Source organism: uncultured Veillonella sp. (assembly GCF_963534045.1).
Classification (GTDB): domain Bacteria; phylum Bacillota; class Negativicutes; order Veillonellales; family Veillonellaceae; genus Veillonella.
The window spans coordinates 1-15,411 of the sequence record NZ_CAUSQT010000007.1 but is presented as its reverse complement, the minus strand read 5'-3'; the positions used below and the strand labels follow the sequence as shown (position 1 = coordinate 15,411).

Sequence of the window (15,411 nt, the reverse complement as noted above, 5' to 3'; positions counted from 1 at the left end):
CTTTTGAAAGGAGGAGAGACTGTGACGAACGTAACAATCGTTGACGAATTAGTATCATCTAAAATTGTGGCAAAAGTACTCGGAATCAGCTCTCGACGTGTTCAGCAGTTGACCGAGGACGGTATATTCGAAAAGGAAAAACGCGGACAGTACAATATTGCGAAAACAGTACAAGCATTTGTTGCGTATAAAACTGGGGAAAGTAAACTCGAAAAGAAAGCACGAGAAGGCGGATATGATGCAGAACGAACTTTGTTAACTCGAACTAAACGGATGATTGAAGAAAACAAACTGAAGATCATGAATGGAGAATTGCACCGCTCGAACACAGTTAAAGCCGTAATGAATCGAATGTTGAATAACTTTAAAAGTAAGCTCCAGGCGTTGCCGTTAAAAGCAGCACCTAAAGTGCTAGGTGAGACGAATTTGTTAGTCATTCAAGATACACTTCTCGATGAGGTGAATGAGTGCTTAACTGAATTGTCTGAATATGACCCTAACATGTTCCACGATGAGTCCGATGATATCATCGTGGATGACGACGAGGCAGGTGAAGGTGATTGAAGCACACATGCAACCTATTTAAAGGGCTGGCCAGTGTCCTAAAACCACCACCAAAGTTTACTGCGTCGGAATGGGCCAACGCTAACGTGGTGCTATCTACAGAGGATAGTGCCGAACCAGGGAAGTATTCCACCGATAGGGCACCTTATCAAAGGGAAATGCTTGACGCGGTGAGTGACCCTGACGTTGAAAAAGTAGTCTATATGACCGGCTCACAAATAGGTAAAACCCAGCTCATTAAAAATGTGTTGGGTTATTTTATTGATTACTTTCCATCACCAATTATGTTTATGCAGCCTACAAAAGATATAGCGAAGGAATTTTCGAAAACTCGTATTGCTCCCTTTATTCGTGACACAAAAGTACTGAACGATAAAATGGCCGATGTAAAATCTAGGGACAGTGGCAATACGGTGCTAAATAAGACCTTTCCTGGCGGTTACCTAACATTAGTAGGGGCGAACGCCCCAGCAGATTTGGCATCTAGGCCAATTCGAGTACTACTAGCGGACGAAATTGACCGATATCCTGCATCAGCAGGGACGGAAGGTGACCCTTTGAGCCTAGCAGAAAAGCGTACTAATACGTTCTACAATCGAAAGCACGTGTACGCATCTACGCCATTGGCCAAAGGTACCAGCCGGATAGAGAAATTGTATCTAGGTGGTACGCAAGAGGTATGGCACATTAAGTGCCCGGCTTGTGGCGAATACGTGTATCCGTCCTGGGATAAGTTCCACGCAGACGAGGATACAGGCAAGTACTACTTGGCCTGTGATCACTGCGGAACGCTATCAGAGGAGTTCGAATGGAAGAAACTGTATCGAGAGGGCAAATGGATTGCAGAAGCGCCGGAAAATTTAAAGAAGTACAATTGCCGAAGCTTTCACATGAACGCGTTTGGCTCGCCTTGGGCATCTTGGGGAAAACTGCAAGATAAATACGAGGAAGCAACCAAACTCGGGACGGCCGGCGTTAAGACGTTCTTCAATACTGAAATGGGTATTCCTTATGAAGAGGATACAGAAACATTACAGTCTGAAGTGCTCTATGAACGCAGAGAAGACTACGGCGCAGAGTTGCCGGATGGAGTTCTACTCTTAACATGCGGTGTCGATACTCAGGATGACCGCTTAGAGTGTGAAATCGTCGGCTGGGGGAAAGATTATGAGAGCTGGGGTATACAATACTTCAGATTATATGGAGACCCTGCTTACGACGCCGTATGGAAAGAATTAGACGATATTATTTTAAATCGTACATGGTCTTATGCCGATGGTAGAAAACGAGGCGTATCAGTTACGTGTATTGACTCTGGCGGTAGTAAGACCCAATCGGTATATAAGTACTGTTCAACTAGATGGCATAAGCGCGTGTACCCTATCAAAGGCGTAGGCGGTGCAGGTAAAGACCTGATTGACGGCTTGCCTACAAAGTTGAAAAAGTACAAAACTAAATTATTTAAGCTCGGTGTAGATACGGGCAAGGAACAAATTTACAGCGACTTGAATCAAGAAAAAGGCCAACCTAGGTATTGCCACTTCCCAAAAGATCATGAAAAAGGGTATGGGAAGAAATACTTTGAGGGCCTATTAGCAGAAATGAAAGTATCTAAATTAGTTAATGGCCATTTCAAAGAGCAATGGGTGCTACGCCCAGGACGAAAAAGAAATGAACCATTTGATATTAGAAACTATAATCAAGCTGCTATTGCTATTATGAATCCGAACTTCGATGCATTAGAGGCTAGGAATAGTAAGGAAGAGTATACGCCGTATCAGAATACGACTCGTGTAGTGAAAGCGGGCGATGCACCGAAGAAACGAACGAGACGACGAGTTAGAGGAGGAGGGATACGATTATGACAATCCTACAAAGGATTATGGAAGAATTAAATATTCGTGAAGTGCACGAAATACCTACCGCTCTAACAAAGGCGTTGCTAGATTCGAATACATGTTCGGTACTTTTGAAGGCGATAAAACCGTACTATTCGTATGAAGCGTTACTTACTGAATTTGAAGAACATAGCGCGGATAGAAAAAACTATATGCAAGATTACACGCCACAATGCGTACTAGATATAATCGGAGGTATTACCCCTGGCGGTGATGTTCGCGATGTGTGCGCAGGGATTGGCGGGTTGTCCTTAGCCAAATTTAAGGCAGATAATACCGTGACACTAAGGCTTGAAGAGTATTCAAAAAATGCGATAGCTTTTATGCTGCTCAATCTGTTAATGGCTAATATCGATGCAGAAGTAGTAGAGAAGAACGTTCTTACCAATGAAGAGCTTGCATATTATAGAGTTGAATCCGCAATATCGGGCTTTGGCCGAGTAGCTAAAGTAGAAATGCTTGGAAGTAAAAAATATAATACTGTGATTAGTAATCCTCCATATAGTCAATCTTGGGTTCCGCAAATGGATGAGCGTTTTGAAGGCTACAAGCTAGCCCCAAAGAGTAAAGCGGATTTTGCCTTTATATTGGATGGGTTATATTCGCTGAACGCATCGGGTACCGCAGCCTTTATATTGCCACATGGCGTACTTTTTAGAGGGCAAGCAGAAGGCGATATACGGCGTAAGCTTATTGAGGATAACTTACTTGATGCGGTCATTGGATTGCCTTCTAATCTATTTACGAACACGAGTATACCTGTATGCATATTGGTATTTAAGAAAAATCGAGCCAACACCGATATTTTATTTATTGATGCACAAAAAGATTTTGTTAAGTACAAAAATAAAAATATAATGACCGCCGAACAGGTGGAAAAAGTAATTAAAGCGTACAAGGACCGGGCAGATATAGAGCGATATTCTAGTAACATTAGCGTGTCTACTATTTTAGACAATGACTATAATCTGAATATTCCTCGCTACATTGACAGCTTTGAACCTGAAGAAATACCAGATGCGGTACAGCTTGCTAAGGACTTAAACGAAATTAATCGAGAAAGTCGGACGTTGGGCTTAGAAATTGCGGAGATGTTAAAGCAATTAGTTTGTACGGATCCTGGCGCGCAGAAAGAGCACGATGAATTTGTAAAAGAATTTACAGAGTTTTTGGTATCATCTGATAGCGCGTGTACAGTTGAGGAGCAAGAAGCAGTGATAAAAAAAATAGAAGATGTTAAGAAGTATCTACTTCAAAAGATGTTTGTGTAATGTTAAGAAATTACAAGAAAATTAAAATTACGGAAGTTGCGGATATACTAGGAAGACCTAAGAAGGATCAAATATATCCGTCTGGCTGTATTTGTTTGCAAGTATCGGCTAGTAAAGGGGAGTTGGTGTATTTAGTTGAGGCGCAACAAGTTGACGCTAAATATGTAGTGATTCAACCACGAAACGTAATCCCTTATTACTTATTTTTAATGATAGAAAAGGCAATGCCTGAATTTCTATATAAATATAGGCAAGGTCTAAATATATCAGCTCATGACATCAAACATATGGAGATATTGTGCCACACGGATGTGGAAACGCAGGCTTTAATAAGCATGATGTTCCAATCTATGCATGGCACAAGTCTAAGCGCTCAATATGGGCGCTTTTTTAATGCGTGAAAGGAGGTGAAAGGATGGCAGAATGGACAATATATGAGGCAAAAGAGCATTTGCAGGCGTGGCTAGAAGCAGATTTAGCGCTGGCAACAGGCAAAGAATACACCATTGGTAATCGCCGGTTAACTCGTGCGAATGTGCAAGAGGTGAAAGACCGCATCAACTTTTGGCGCAATGAAGTAGCAAGGATAGAGAATAGACCTCGACGTCGTGCATACCGTGTCATTCCGCGGGATATATGAGTAAACGTAAGAAGCAGTTTATGAAAACCGCCGCGGGCAGGCACAAAGCAACGCAATATTCTGGGAGTAAAACAAACTCAGGCTATTCTAATCACGGCGCTAATAGCTTTAAATCTAGCGCCAAAGGGTACCAGGTTAACTCCCAAGATGCAAGGCATGATATCGATGCTAACTTTAGGATGCTACGGGCACGGTCTGTAGACCTACAACAAGGTACACCAATTGCAGCAGGTGCGCTAAAGACGAATAAAACCAATGTTATTGGTCCGGGCCTACGATTTAAGGCTAATATCCGCTACGAAGAGCTAGGACTAACGTTCGAAGAAAAGAACGCTTGGGAGCGCAAGACAGAACGTGAATTTGCAATGTGGGTCAAGCACTGCGATGCGCGTGAACAGACTGACTTCTACGGAATTCAGGCTTTAGTGTACTATGAAAAGCTATTGTACGGCGATTCATTTGTAAATTTACCATTATTGTTTAATCAATCGGATAAGAACCCGTACCCATTGCGATTGCAGATTGTTGAATCGATTCTTGTGGCCTCTCCGCCTAAATATATGGGGCGTGAAGAAGATGAGAATAACGATGTCATTCATGGGGTTAAGTTCAATAAATATGGCGCAGCCGTTGGATTCTACGTATTAAATAAGTTGTATAACTCTTTTAACGATGATCATGACTACACATATATTCCGAAGTACGGAACACAAACTGGGCGACGGAATATTATCCAGGTTATGACGATTGAGCGAAGCGGTCAGTTGCGTGGTATTCCGATATTGTCCCCGGTAATTGAGGACTTGAAAGTGCTCAGTCGGTACAATGATGCGGAAGTTATGAAAGTATTAGTTAATGCTTTAATGGCCATCTTTATTGAATCGGAAGCACCGGACGACATGTCGCTAGGGACTGCGATTGACGAAGACGATCAAGTGGATGCTGAAAACGACGAAACAATCGAATTAGGCAATGGCACAGTAAATGTCTTGGCACCAGGTGAAAAGGTAAATGTGGCAGAAAAAACGCCGATACCAACGAGCTTTGCAGACTTTACGTCTTCTCTTATTAGCCACGTAGGTGCAGCGCTAGAAATTCCATATGAGATTTTAGTTAAGCACTTTGGTCAAAGTTACTCTGCATCAAGAGCGGCGCTACTCGAATATTGGAAGTCTGTTGAAACGCAACGTGCCGAATTTATTACTCAATTTTGCAATCCTATTTACGAGGAGTGGCTTACAATGGCCATTCTATTAGGTCGCATTGATGCACCAGGTTTCTTTGATGACCCAATCATTCGAGAATCATGGCTAGGTGCTGAGTGGTACGGGCCATCACAAGGCCAATTAGACCCACAGAAGGAAGCTACTGCAGCAGAAATTCGTGTTAAGAATGCATTTAGTACTCGTGCTAAGGAGGCGGCAGAGCTTACAGGCATGGATTATGAAAATGAAATCTTACCACAACGTATTCGAGAACACCAATCTATGGATGAAGGAGGCTTGTTGAATGAACAAGGACAACAAATTTCAGTTCAAAATTCGAACTCCGCTAAATCTGATTCAGGAAGCGGAGACGATTGACGTCGACATTTATGGCGTAGTCATGAATGGGGCCAGTTATTGGGACGAGGATACAGGCGTTTCTAACGTACTATCACAACTCCAAGGCTTGGATCCGTCTCAAAACATCGTTCTACATGTTAACTCTGTAGGCGGTGAAGTATCGGCGGGCGTTACAATCTACAACCGATTGCGAGCTTTACAAAATAAGAAATCTGTTATTATCGAGGGCCTAGCGGCATCTATTGCTTCTATTATTTCAATGGCAGGCGATGAAATTCATATGGCTCTGGGTAGCGAAATGATGATTCATAATCCTAGTTCATATGCATTTGGTGAAGCAGATGATTTTGAAAAAGCCGCAGAATCGTTACGTAAAACAAAAGAAAACCTTATCGATATTTACGAAGCCCGCACCGGGTTAACTCGTGAAGAAATCGCAACCATGATGGACGACGAAACTTGGCTAACAGCAAGGGAAGCGTTGGAGAAAGGGTTCTGCACAAGTGTAGATGAATCCTTGCAAATGGTTGCATGCCGTAAAGGCACTGACTTAATTGTCAATGGCTTACCAATGAGTATGGATGTACTCAAAGGGCTGCCTGTTGATAAATATGAAGAGAAAGGAGAGGAACCAATGGAAGTAACTGCTGAATTGTTACGTACAGATTATGCGGACGTATATGATGAAGTATTTAATGCGGGCGTTGCTGCTGAACGTGCACGTTTACAAGCCCTTGATGGGATTAATAACGAAGCACGCGCAGAGGTAATCAATCGCGCTAAATATGAAACATACGCTACTGTTCAAGATGTAGCTGTTGAATTACTCAATATGCCACAACCTGAACAACCAACTAATCAATTACAGCAATTAGTGCAAGATGCTAACAATGCATCTAATCAAGTTGACACGGTCCCCGGTCAAGTGCTTGACGAGGATATCGATGATTCCGAAAAAACAATGCAAATTGTTGATCGTGTAATGAAAGCACGCAATAAGAAATAAGGAGGGCAGACAATATGCCATACGTGGAAGAACAAAAGTTAGAGTATAAACCTCTAATTGCTGGCACACAAATGCCAGTCGTTACTAAGAAAGTAACAATCGGTCAAGATGCTGCAGTAATTAAAGCGGGCACAGTATTAGAATTTGAAGCTACAACTAAAAAAGCTAAACGTGCGGATACAGATGTATACGGTGTAGCATTAGCAGATATTGACGCTACAAAAGGTGATGTAGTTGCAGAAATTGCCGTAACCGGTGAATTTGCTACAGCTAATTTAGTATTCAAATCTGGTAAAAAAGCGGAAGACTTCACAGCGAAAGCTGAAGCCCGCAATATTTATTTCCGTTAATAAGGAGGATACATGGATAATATTTACGCACCAAAAACACTTGCTGCGGTGGTTCGTCGTACTCCCGATGTGCCATCCTTTTTGAAAGACTTATTTTTCAAAGATACAAAAACATTCTTAACAGAAACAGTTTCATTTGACATTGTAAAAGGTCGCCGTACTATTACACCTTGGGTGGCACCTAACTCTACAGCACCTTTATCTCAACGCACAGGCATGACTACAACAACGTATAAACCTGCGCAAAAGAAAGAAAAACGCCCTATCACAGAAAATGATATCAAGGTTCGTTTAGCTGGTGAACAGCCATTTGCAGGTACTGTGACTCCTGAAGAACGTGCTATCCAACTCTTGGCGCAAGATACACAAGAATTAAAGGATAACTTGGTACGTTCTCAAGAAGTTATGGCAGCAGACGTATTACTCAATGGTCAGGCACACATCAAAGGCGAAGGCATTGATGATGTTGTAGACTTTAATTTCACCAATAAAGAAACATTATCTGGTACTGCACGTTGGGGCCAATCTGCAGCGGAAATTGTGGCTAACATCATCAAATGGAAAAAGAAATGCTTGAAAGCATCCGGCTTTAATCCAAATACGTTGGTCATGAACTCTGAAACATTAGAAGTAATGCTATCTGATAAAAAAATCTTGGCCTTATTTGATAACCGTCGTACAGAAATGGGGCTTTTACAGTTCGAACAAATGGCCGAAGGTGCTGTTTATGCTGGCTTCATGGGCGGTCAAATCCAATGTAACGTATTTACTTATGATAACTACTACGTAGACCCAACAGACGGCCAAGAAAAGGAAATGGTACCTACCGGTAAATTGTTGGTAGCTTCTGATATGGCTAAATTCACTAAATTGTATGGCGCTAATACAATCATCCCTGGTGAAGGTATGGACTTTGTAACATATGAAGGTGAATATGTATTACGTCGATTGGTTAATCGTGACCCTGATGCGGTATTTTTGGAATTACAATCTCGCCCTATTTACGTTCCATTTGATGTAGATTCCTACTTCGTAGCGGACGTATTGTAATTGAAAGGAGGTAAGACTAATGCCTGTACAAGCTAAGCACGCGATTAATACCGGTGATTATGTGTATAATCCAGGTGATATCATCTCCGATTTAACTACAGAAGAGGAAGAGCGCCTAATTCGTTTAGGCGCAGCTGTCGTAGTTGGTGATGATGATAAAAACAATGCAGAAGACTCGTTAGCCGTAGCTCTTGGCGTTATGACGAATGCGGATATTGCCGGTTATGGTAAATCTATTGGACTTGATTTAGCAAGCAAAGCCACAAAGGCGGACATGATTTCCGATATTCTTGCTTCTGACGCGGACGTCAACTTGGAACTCTTATCCGATGAAGCACTTCGCGTAATGGCATCTGCTGAACAATTGGATGTTCCGGAAAACGCTACTCGTGAAGAACTCCTCAATATCTTAGGTGAATAATCATGGGATTTAAGGACTTTGCGCAAAATGACATTGAAAAGGTATTTATCAATTCCAATGAATTTGCCGAAGTACATAATCTAAATGGCACGCAGTGCTATGCTGTGGCGGAAGGTCTTACCGATAAGCAGCATGTCGAAATCATGGGCCAGGATATTGATGGGCTGATTTACGATACGATTATAGTACACGTGGCCAAGCGGGATTTACCGGAGGTGCCGGAGTACAATCAAATTTTTCGCTTTAACGGCCGCATTATGATGGTCCAATCATGTGAAGATGACATGGGTATGCTAAATATTGTCCTTAGGGGGAATAACTCGTGAGTGTAACTGTTGACATAAAAGGGCTGAAGGAAGGGCTAGCTAAGATAGACGCGCTAGTCGTTGGTACTCCGAAAACCACAGCAAAAGCTATCAACAAAGCTTTGCCTAAAATCAAAAAAGCTGCAGTTGATCGTGTTAACGAAGAGTACCTAGTTACTAAATCGAATATCAATAAAACCATAAAGGTGGATAAGACAGGCATGACTTTATCTGCCTTTATTCGTTCAAAGGGTAGACCGATAGCTCTTACCAAATTCAGAGTTACGCCAAAAAGTCCGCCTAAACGGAGAGGGCGCATAGTCAAAGCACAAGTAATGCGGAACGGCGGCGGTGGGCCAATCCCTAATGCTTTTATTGCTCGTATGAGAAGTGGACATATCGGGGCAATGTATCGAAAGAGTGCAGACAGGTATCCGATAGGGCAATTTCACGGCCCTTCGGTACCAAGCATATTGGGTGATGCCAAGATATCCGCTTTTGTTGGGAATAAAGCAGAGCAGGAATTGCAAAAGCAAATGGAACTCGCGCTCGACGCATTAATAGGAGGGTAATCGATGACACCTACGCAATTAGCAACTGATTTAGGAAATTTTCTAAAGAAGGTGCATGCCAACTATTTTAGCGATGATGCACAAGTAAAGGGGAATCCTTTATTGGTTGTGCCGGGATTTTTAAAAATGAAAGAATCATCCAAGGAGGACCAATATCCGCATCTTGTTATTCGCATTAATAAGATTGAGGATACCTTGCAGGGGTCAACTGTCCAACTGTTTCTAATCCATGGCGTGTACTCCGAGGATGTGGAAAAGGGCTGGATGGAGATTACTAATTTCTTAGAAACCACACGGCAAGCATTACTGGCCCATCCTGTTATTGCTAAGCGATACCGTTTAGTAATGGATGATAAACACGGAATTGATACCGACATCCCTCCGGATCAAGCCTATCCGTATTGGGAGGGGTTTATGACAGTTAAATATGATATCGAACAAATACGAGAGGAGATGATTATTTAATGGCAAAAGCTGATGCACCAGTTGAAATTGTAAATGAAGCAATTGAGACTGCGGAAAAAACAGTTACATTTAAAGATGCTAAACAAGTAATCTACTTAGGTCCTAATAGTGCTGAATTAGGTCTTTCCACAGGTACCGTTTATATTGATGGCATTCCTGCTACGGTAGGTGAAGATAAAGCAATGCTACGTTTGTTGTTTGTGCCAATTAATAAGATTGCAGAAGCACAGCAAGAATTAGCAACAGAAGGTACAGCGATGAACACCGCTTACCTTGAATTTAAAAAAGGAGGTCGTAGATAGTGGGAAACTATAGACACGGAATTTATACAAGAGAGGTACCTACTTCTCTTATTTCTATGACAGAAGCTACGGCAGCCTTACCGGTTTATGTTGGTACCGCGCCTGTGCATTTGGCCACAGACCCAGCGGAAGCTAATAAAGCCGTATTGTGCTACAACTACGCATCTGCCACTACTCAATTTGGGTATTCTAAAGAATGGGATAAATACACCTTGTGTGAAGCTATGTATTCCCAATTCTCTTTATTTGGAATGGCGCCGGTTGTTTTTATTAATGTTCTTGATCCGAAGAAACATAAGAAGACTTTGGCATCCACGCAAAAACAAATTCAGGATAAAGTCGTAACAATTGAAGACCCTGTATTACTCAATACGTTAAAAGTATCTGCCACAAACGGCGGTACAGCATCAACTATCAATGTTGATTACACTGCGGCATTTAACGATGAAGGCAAATTGCTTATTGGGATTGTATCTACAGGGGCACTTAATAGCGCAACATCTGTTTGGGTAACTTATGATTACGTAGACCCATCTATGGTAACGGCAGATGACATCGTCGGCGGTGTGGATACTGAAGGTAAGCGTAAAGGTTTGGAACTTATCAATGAAGTATTCCCACGATTTGGCTTAATTCCAGGTAATTTATTGGCTCCTGGCTGGTCCCATAATACACTTGTAGCGGCTGTAATGAAAGCAAAGGAAACTACTATTAATGGTATGTTCCAAGCTATGTCCTTATGTGATGCCCCTACCGATGAAATTAAAAAAGCAACTGCAGTTAGCGAATGGAAAAATAAAAAGAACTACGTCGATGAACGTCAAATTTTATGTTGGCCAAAAGTAGCGTTAGCTAACCGCCAATTCCATTTATCCACACAGCTAGCCGGTCTTATGGCTAAGACAGACGCCAAATATGACGATATCCCTTATAAGTCTCCATCTAATGAGTCCTTGCAAGCGGATAGCGCTGTATTAAAAGACGGTACTGAAATCTATTTAGGCCCAGATGAAGCCGCATATTTGAACGGCCAAGGTGTCGTTACTGCGCTTAATTTCATCGGTGGCTGGAGAGCCTGGGGCAATCGTACCACAGCGTACCCATCTAATACAGATGTTAAGGATTCTTTTATTCCTGTACGCCGTATGTTTAACTGGGTATCCAATACGTTGATTACTTCCTTTTGGTCTAAAATTGACGACCCAGGGAACAAGCGTTTGATTAATAACGTAGTGAATAGTGCCAATGCGTGGCTAAATGGGCATACAGCATCCGGTGCGCTTCTTGGGGCCCGTGTTGAATTTTTGGAATCTGAAAACCCTACAACAGATTTGTTGAACGGAATTTATCGATTCCATGTATATTTAGGTGTGCCAACACCGGCTCGTGAAATCGACTTTATTCAAGAATATGATTCGTCTTACATGAGCACATTATTTAATTAAGAGGGAGGTAACTCATGGCTAAACATAGAGATAAGTTGATTGACTTTGCCATTTTTAGCTCTGGCAGAGAATTATATGGTTACGCCGATGTAACCTTACCTGATATCGAATTTATCAGCGACACCATCAAGGGCGCGGGCATTGCCGGCGAAGTTGATTTGGGCGTACTTGGTCAAACTAAGGCAATGAACATGTCCATTAAATGGAATACTATTGATAAAGATGTGACCGACCTTGCTAGTCAAAAGGTGCATGATATCGAAATTCGTGGCGCACAACAATTATATGACTCTGCAAAAGGTGAATTAGTGCCAGAAGCAGTCAGCGTATATGCTAAAGTGATGCCTAAGAAAATCGGTCTTGGCAAATTTGAACAGGCAAGTAAAACAGATACCTCTACAGAGTTTGAAATTGTATATTTCAAAATGACTGTTGGTGGTAAAACACGTACTGAAATCGATAAATTCAACTATGTTTGTGTAATCAATGGCGTTGATTACTTGGCATCTGTAAGGGAGGCATTGGGTAAATAATGGCTACATATGATCGCGAAAAGCTAATTGACGGTTTAAACAATTTAACTGGGTTTGACTTCACAAAGGCGGAACTCCGTGTCCGCCGTGAAGGCGATATGACCCCAGATGTTACATTTTCTAAACGATTTCAGGCAGAAGTTGCCGCCATAGCGTTAAAGGAAAGCGCAAAGGTATTGATGACAATGCCAATCTCTGAATTCACCGAAATGTGCGCAGAGGTAAGCGTTTTTTTATTGCGTGGTTCGGCAGAGAAAATGGGACTTCTCCCGGACAACAATGCCGAAGAATTGCCCTCCGACTTAGAGAGTGCGGAGGCATAGACTTTTGGATGTCTACCCCAATCGCTGAAATAGCAGATTGGATAGACGATTTAGAATTTGTTCTTGAAGATGAAAAGCGCTTGAGGGATGAAGAGGACTAATCCATCAAGCGCTTTTTGCGTACACAAATTTAAAAGAAAGGAGGAACTATGGCGGGTAAAGTATTTGAGATTGCTTTTGCAATAAACGGCGCCTTAGCCCAAGGGTTTAAGACGTCGATGCAGCAAGCCAAGGGTACGTTGACGCAATACGGCTCTAAAATGACCGAGTTGAAAGCGCAACAAAGGGCTTTGGATTCTGCATTAAAGCAAGGCGTTATTTCCATGGACTCTTACCGCAACGCAACGGAGAAAGTTGGTAAGGCGCTAGACCAAACGGCAGCCAAAGACGCAAAACTCAGAAAAGCAATGCAAAATAAAATTGCCGCCGACGCTAATGCTAAAAGTGCTCGTAGTGATTTAGGTAGCACTATGGCTACTACTGCTGTAATGGCCGCTCCGCTCGTTGGGATGCTATCTAAAGCGGCAGACTTTGAAGCAGTGATGTCCAAGGTAAAGGCAATCACCGTATCTGATGATAAGGCAATGCAACAATTGACGGCCACCGCTCGTGAACTCGGCGAGAAAACAATGTTCTCCGCCACACAAGCAGGCGAAGCGATGACATATCTCGGCATGGCCGGTTGGAATTCTCAACAAATCATGGCAGGTATGCCAGGGCTTTTGAACTTAGCTGCAGCTAGTAATACGGATTTGGCACGTACTGCGGATATCGTATCTGATGACCTTACAGCCTTTGGCCTAAGCGCAGAACATGCAGGGCATATGGCGGACGTATTTGCTAAAACCACCACTAAGACAAATACAACTGTCGAAATGATGGGCGAAACAATGAAGTACGCTGCACCAGTAGCGCACGCCTTTGGTGCAAGCTTAGAAGAAACGGCCGCACTTACGGGTCTTATGGCCAACAGTGGTATTAAGGCATCTGCAGCCGGTACTGCATTACGTTCCGGTTTCTTACGTTTGGCAGGCACTTCCTCGAAATCTACTAAAGCGATTGAGGAAATGGGGCTTTCATTAAGTGAAGCTACAGCGCAACAAGAAGAAGCCAAAGCCGCACTAGACAGCCTAGGTATTGCGATGAACGATACCAACGGGCCACGTAAGATGGGCGAAATCGTTCGCGACTTAGCAGATAAGACTAAGGATATGAGCAAGGAGCAAAAACTTGCTACACTTGCGACTATCTTCGGCACGAACGCTGCATCAGCTTGGGTAGCTGTAATTGATCAAGGGCCAGATGCGTTAGATAATTTAACGAAAGAACTAGAAAACAGTGACGGTGCCGCTGAGGAAATGGCTAAAACGATGCAAAATAATGCACGCGGCGCTATGATACGGTTGCAATCAGCAACAGAATCTGTGGCAATTTCAATCGGTAGTACTATGCTTCCTACTCTTGCCCAGTTGGGGGATTCTTTAGCAAACGAAGCAGCATATGTGTCAAAAGTAGCTAGTGAACACCCCGAACTTACGGAAGCGATAATCAAAACAAGCGTTGCCGTAGCGGGGATGGTAATTGCCTATAAAGCAGTGAAAGCGGTTTACTTCAGCGTAACGGCGGCCCATGCGGCTTATCGGCTTATGATGGAATCGGAACGTATGGCAACTATGCGCAATGTGATTGCATCTGGCATCCATAAGGCAGCGATGATAGCCGGCACAGTTGCGACCTATGCGGCCGCGTCGGCGCAATGGTTGTTAAATGCGGCGATGAGTGCTAATCCGATAGGATTGGTGATATTAGCTATTGCCGCATTAATCGGTGTGTTGGCATGGCTCGTTACTCACTTTGAAATAGTATCCGATTTCTGTACATCGATGTGGGAATCTCCTACGGCGGCCATCATCGCGTTCATGGCAGGCCCTATAGGATGGCTAATTTACGCTGCAATGGGGCTAATTGCTAACTGGGATCAAGTGAAAGCCTGGTTCACTCTATTATGGGAAGACCCTAAGGCGGCACTCGGCCAATTCTACGATTGGGTTATGAGTAAACTCGGAGGTCTGTTTGATTGGATTAGTGAGAAATGGGAATGGGTTAGGTCTATTTTTAGTAAACCAATTCAAGCCAGAGTAGAAGGCACGGCAACGGCAAATGGACAATCTGTACAACATAACGCGAAAGGCGGTATTTACGGCAAGGGATCATTCCTTACTACCTTCGCCGAAGAATCTGCAGAGGCGGCCATTCCACTTAATGGTACGCCAAGAGCTGAAGCATTATGGAAGCAAACCGGCGCCATGATGGGGCTTTTACCTAGTGAAGGTAACTCCGCTGTATCTGTCTCCGCACCGATCAACATCACTATTAATGGTAATGCCGATGCAAGTGCGGTACAACAAATTAAAAGTGCAGTAGGTGGCGCAATGGATGACTTAGAAGCACGCCTTGCTGAAATCCAAAACCGGAAAGGTCGTGTAAGTTATGCCTAGTAATTTGCGCTATGTGACTGTCAAACTGCAGTATGACCAAAAGGACATCACACAAGACCTGGTTCCGTATTTAAAGGATTTCAGCTATAACGACGTCATGTCGGGAGAAGCCGATGATATATCAATCACATTACACGATATAGAAGAACTTTGGATGTCCGATTGGTTCCCTGAAAAAGGGGCTAAGCTAACCGCATCAATCG

General features: G+C 42.9%; 18 protein-coding genes and 1 pseudogene. All 19 read left to right on the top strand.

Translation table 11 applies throughout. The features are described 5' to 3' along the window. The first annotated feature begins 21 nt into the window (after positions 1 to 21). A complete protein-coding gene (locus RYP29_RS02615) occupies positions 22 to 564 on the top strand; it encodes a hypothetical protein (RefSeq protein ID WP_119982595.1) in 543 nt (180 codons plus the stop codon). After that, positions 561 to 2,429 carry a phage terminase large subunit family protein gene (locus RYP29_RS02610; RefSeq protein ID WP_311532076.1) on the top strand — a complete coding sequence of 623 codons (1,869 nt, stop codon included), beginning with the start codon at positions 561 to 563 and terminating at the stop codon, positions 2,427 to 2,429. Before RYP29_RS02615 ends, RYP29_RS02610 begins: the two co-directional genes overlap by 4 nt. Beyond that, positions 2,426 to 3,733 carry an N-6 DNA methylase gene (locus RYP29_RS02605; protein ID WP_311532074.1) on the top strand — a complete coding sequence of 436 codons (1,308 nt, stop codon included), beginning with the start codon at positions 2,426 to 2,428 and terminating at the stop codon, positions 3,731 to 3,733. The genes RYP29_RS02610 and RYP29_RS02605 overlap by 4 nt, the downstream gene beginning before the upstream one ends. After that, a complete protein-coding gene (locus RYP29_RS02600; protein ID WP_311532072.1) occupies positions 3,733 to 4,134 on the top strand; it encodes a hypothetical protein in 402 nt (133 codons plus the stop codon). The genes RYP29_RS02605 and RYP29_RS02600 overlap by 1 nt, the downstream gene beginning before the upstream one ends. Before the next feature lie 14 nt (positions 4,135 to 4,148). Then, a complete protein-coding gene (locus RYP29_RS02595; protein WP_311532071.1) occupies positions 4,149 to 4,373 on the top strand; it encodes a DUF6148 family protein in 225 nt (74 codons plus the stop codon). After that, the gene (locus RYP29_RS02590) at positions 4,370 to 5,956 is read left to right on the top strand and encodes a phage portal protein (RefSeq protein WP_311532069.1); all 1,587 of its coding nucleotides are present in this window, start codon (positions 4,370 to 4,372) and stop codon (positions 5,954 to 5,956) included. The genes RYP29_RS02595 and RYP29_RS02590 overlap by 4 nt, the downstream gene beginning before the upstream one ends. Then, the gene (locus tag RYP29_RS02585; RefSeq protein WP_311532068.1) at positions 5,883 to 6,944 is read left to right on the top strand and encodes a head maturation protease, ClpP-related; all 1,062 of its coding nucleotides are present in this window, start codon (positions 5,883 to 5,885) and stop codon (positions 6,942 to 6,944) included. The genes RYP29_RS02590 and RYP29_RS02585 overlap by 74 nt, the downstream gene beginning before the upstream one ends. A 14-nt stretch (positions 6,945 to 6,958) precedes the next feature. Next, positions 6,959 to 7,294, top strand: coding sequence for a hypothetical protein (locus tag RYP29_RS02580; RefSeq protein ID WP_311532066.1), 336 nt, complete (start codon positions 6,959 to 6,961; stop codon positions 7,292 to 7,294). Between the two features lie 12 nt (positions 7,295 to 7,306). Beyond that, the gene (locus RYP29_RS02575) at positions 7,307 to 8,344 is read left to right on the top strand and encodes a major capsid protein (protein ID WP_311532064.1); all 1,038 of its coding nucleotides are present in this window, start codon (positions 7,307 to 7,309) and stop codon (positions 8,342 to 8,344) included. 19 nt (positions 8,345 to 8,363) lie between these two features. Continuing rightward, positions 8,364 to 8,765: a hypothetical protein gene (locus RYP29_RS02570; protein WP_311532063.1), complete on the top strand. Its 402-nt coding sequence runs from the start codon at positions 8,364 to 8,366 to the stop codon at positions 8,763 to 8,765. A 2-nt stretch (positions 8,766 to 8,767) separates the two neighbouring features. Continuing rightward, the gene (locus RYP29_RS02565) at positions 8,768 to 9,091 is read left to right on the top strand and encodes a hypothetical protein (protein WP_311532062.1); all 324 of its coding nucleotides are present in this window, start codon (positions 8,768 to 8,770) and stop codon (positions 9,089 to 9,091) included. Beyond that, positions 9,088 to 9,642, top strand: coding sequence for a phage tail protein (locus tag RYP29_RS02560; protein WP_311532060.1), 555 nt, complete (start codon positions 9,088 to 9,090; stop codon positions 9,640 to 9,642). The genes RYP29_RS02565 and RYP29_RS02560 overlap by 4 nt, the downstream gene beginning before the upstream one ends. Before the next feature lie 3 nt (positions 9,643 to 9,645). Next, positions 9,646 to 10,107 carry a hypothetical protein gene (locus RYP29_RS02555; protein ID WP_311532058.1) on the top strand — a complete coding sequence of 154 codons (462 nt, stop codon included), beginning with the start codon at positions 9,646 to 9,648 and terminating at the stop codon, positions 10,105 to 10,107. Continuing rightward, positions 10,107 to 10,409 carry a hypothetical protein gene (locus RYP29_RS02550; RefSeq protein ID WP_311532056.1) on the top strand — a complete coding sequence of 101 codons (303 nt, stop codon included), beginning with the start codon at positions 10,107 to 10,109 and terminating at the stop codon, positions 10,407 to 10,409. Before RYP29_RS02555 ends, RYP29_RS02550 begins: the two co-directional genes overlap by 1 nt. After that, entirely contained in the window at positions 10,409 to 11,854 is a 1,446-nt protein-coding gene (locus tag RYP29_RS02545) for a phage tail sheath family protein (RefSeq protein ID WP_311532054.1), read from the top strand. Before RYP29_RS02550 ends, RYP29_RS02545 begins: the two co-directional genes overlap by 1 nt. A gap of 14 nt (positions 11,855 to 11,868) precedes the next feature. Next, the gene (locus RYP29_RS02540; protein WP_118090973.1) at positions 11,869 to 12,387 is read left to right on the top strand and encodes a phage major tail tube protein; all 519 of its coding nucleotides are present in this window, start codon (positions 11,869 to 11,871) and stop codon (positions 12,385 to 12,387) included. Next, positions 12,387 to 12,710 (top strand): hypothetical protein, encoded by a 324-nt coding sequence (locus tag RYP29_RS02535; RefSeq protein WP_311532041.1) that lies wholly within the window; start codon positions 12,387 to 12,389, stop codon positions 12,708 to 12,710. The genes RYP29_RS02540 and RYP29_RS02535 overlap by 1 nt, the downstream gene beginning before the upstream one ends. A 149-nt stretch (positions 12,711 to 12,859) precedes the next feature. After that, positions 12,860 to 15,208 (top strand): phage tail tape measure protein, encoded by a 2,349-nt coding sequence (locus RYP29_RS02530; protein ID WP_311532037.1) that lies wholly within the window; start codon positions 12,860 to 12,862, stop codon positions 15,206 to 15,208. Beyond that, positions 15,201 to 15,411 (top strand): annotated as a pseudogene (locus RYP29_RS02525) (hypothetical protein); the annotation flags it as partial. The gene RYP29_RS02530 and the pseudogene RYP29_RS02525, both read left to right, overlap by 8 nt.

Bases quoted from the DNA above. Each gene is read 5' to 3' on its own strand.
- RYP29_RS02605 (WP_311532074.1), top strand. From the start codon at position 2,426: ATGACAATCCTACAAAGGATTATGGAAGAATTAAATATTCGTGAAGTG.
- RYP29_RS02600 (WP_311532072.1), top strand. From the start codon at position 3,733: ATGTTAAGAAATTACAAGAAAATTAAAATTACGGAAGTTGCGGATATA.
- RYP29_RS02595 (WP_311532071.1), top strand. From the start codon at position 4,149: ATGGCAGAATGGACAATATATGAGGCAAAAGAGCATTTGCAGGCGTGG.
- RYP29_RS02590 (WP_311532069.1), top strand. From the start codon at position 4,370: ATGAGTAAACGTAAGAAGCAGTTTATGAAAACCGCCGCGGGCAGGCAC.
- RYP29_RS02585 (WP_311532068.1), top strand. From the start codon at position 5,883: ATGAACAAGGACAACAAATTTCAGTTCAAAATTCGAACTCCGCTAAAT.
- RYP29_RS02580 (WP_311532066.1), top strand. From the start codon at position 6,959: ATGCCATACGTGGAAGAACAAAAGTTAGAGTATAAACCTCTAATTGCT.
- RYP29_RS02575 (WP_311532064.1), top strand. From the start codon at position 7,307: ATGGATAATATTTACGCACCAAAAACACTTGCTGCGGTGGTTCGTCGT.
- RYP29_RS02570 (WP_311532063.1), top strand. From the start codon at position 8,364: ATGCCTGTACAAGCTAAGCACGCGATTAATACCGGTGATTATGTGTAT.
- RYP29_RS02565 (WP_311532062.1), top strand. From the start codon at position 8,768: ATGGGATTTAAGGACTTTGCGCAAAATGACATTGAAAAGGTATTTATC.
- RYP29_RS02555 (WP_311532058.1), top strand. From the start codon at position 9,646: ATGACACCTACGCAATTAGCAACTGATTTAGGAAATTTTCTAAAGAAG.
- RYP29_RS02550 (WP_311532056.1), top strand. From the start codon at position 10,107: ATGGCAAAAGCTGATGCACCAGTTGAAATTGTAAATGAAGCAATTGAG.
- RYP29_RS02540 (WP_118090973.1), top strand. From the start codon at position 11,869: ATGGCTAAACATAGAGATAAGTTGATTGACTTTGCCATTTTTAGCTCT.
- RYP29_RS02535 (WP_311532041.1), top strand. From the start codon at position 12,387: ATGGCTACATATGATCGCGAAAAGCTAATTGACGGTTTAAACAATTTA.
- RYP29_RS02530 (WP_311532037.1), top strand. From the start codon at position 12,860: ATGGCGGGTAAAGTATTTGAGATTGCTTTTGCAATAAACGGCGCCTTA.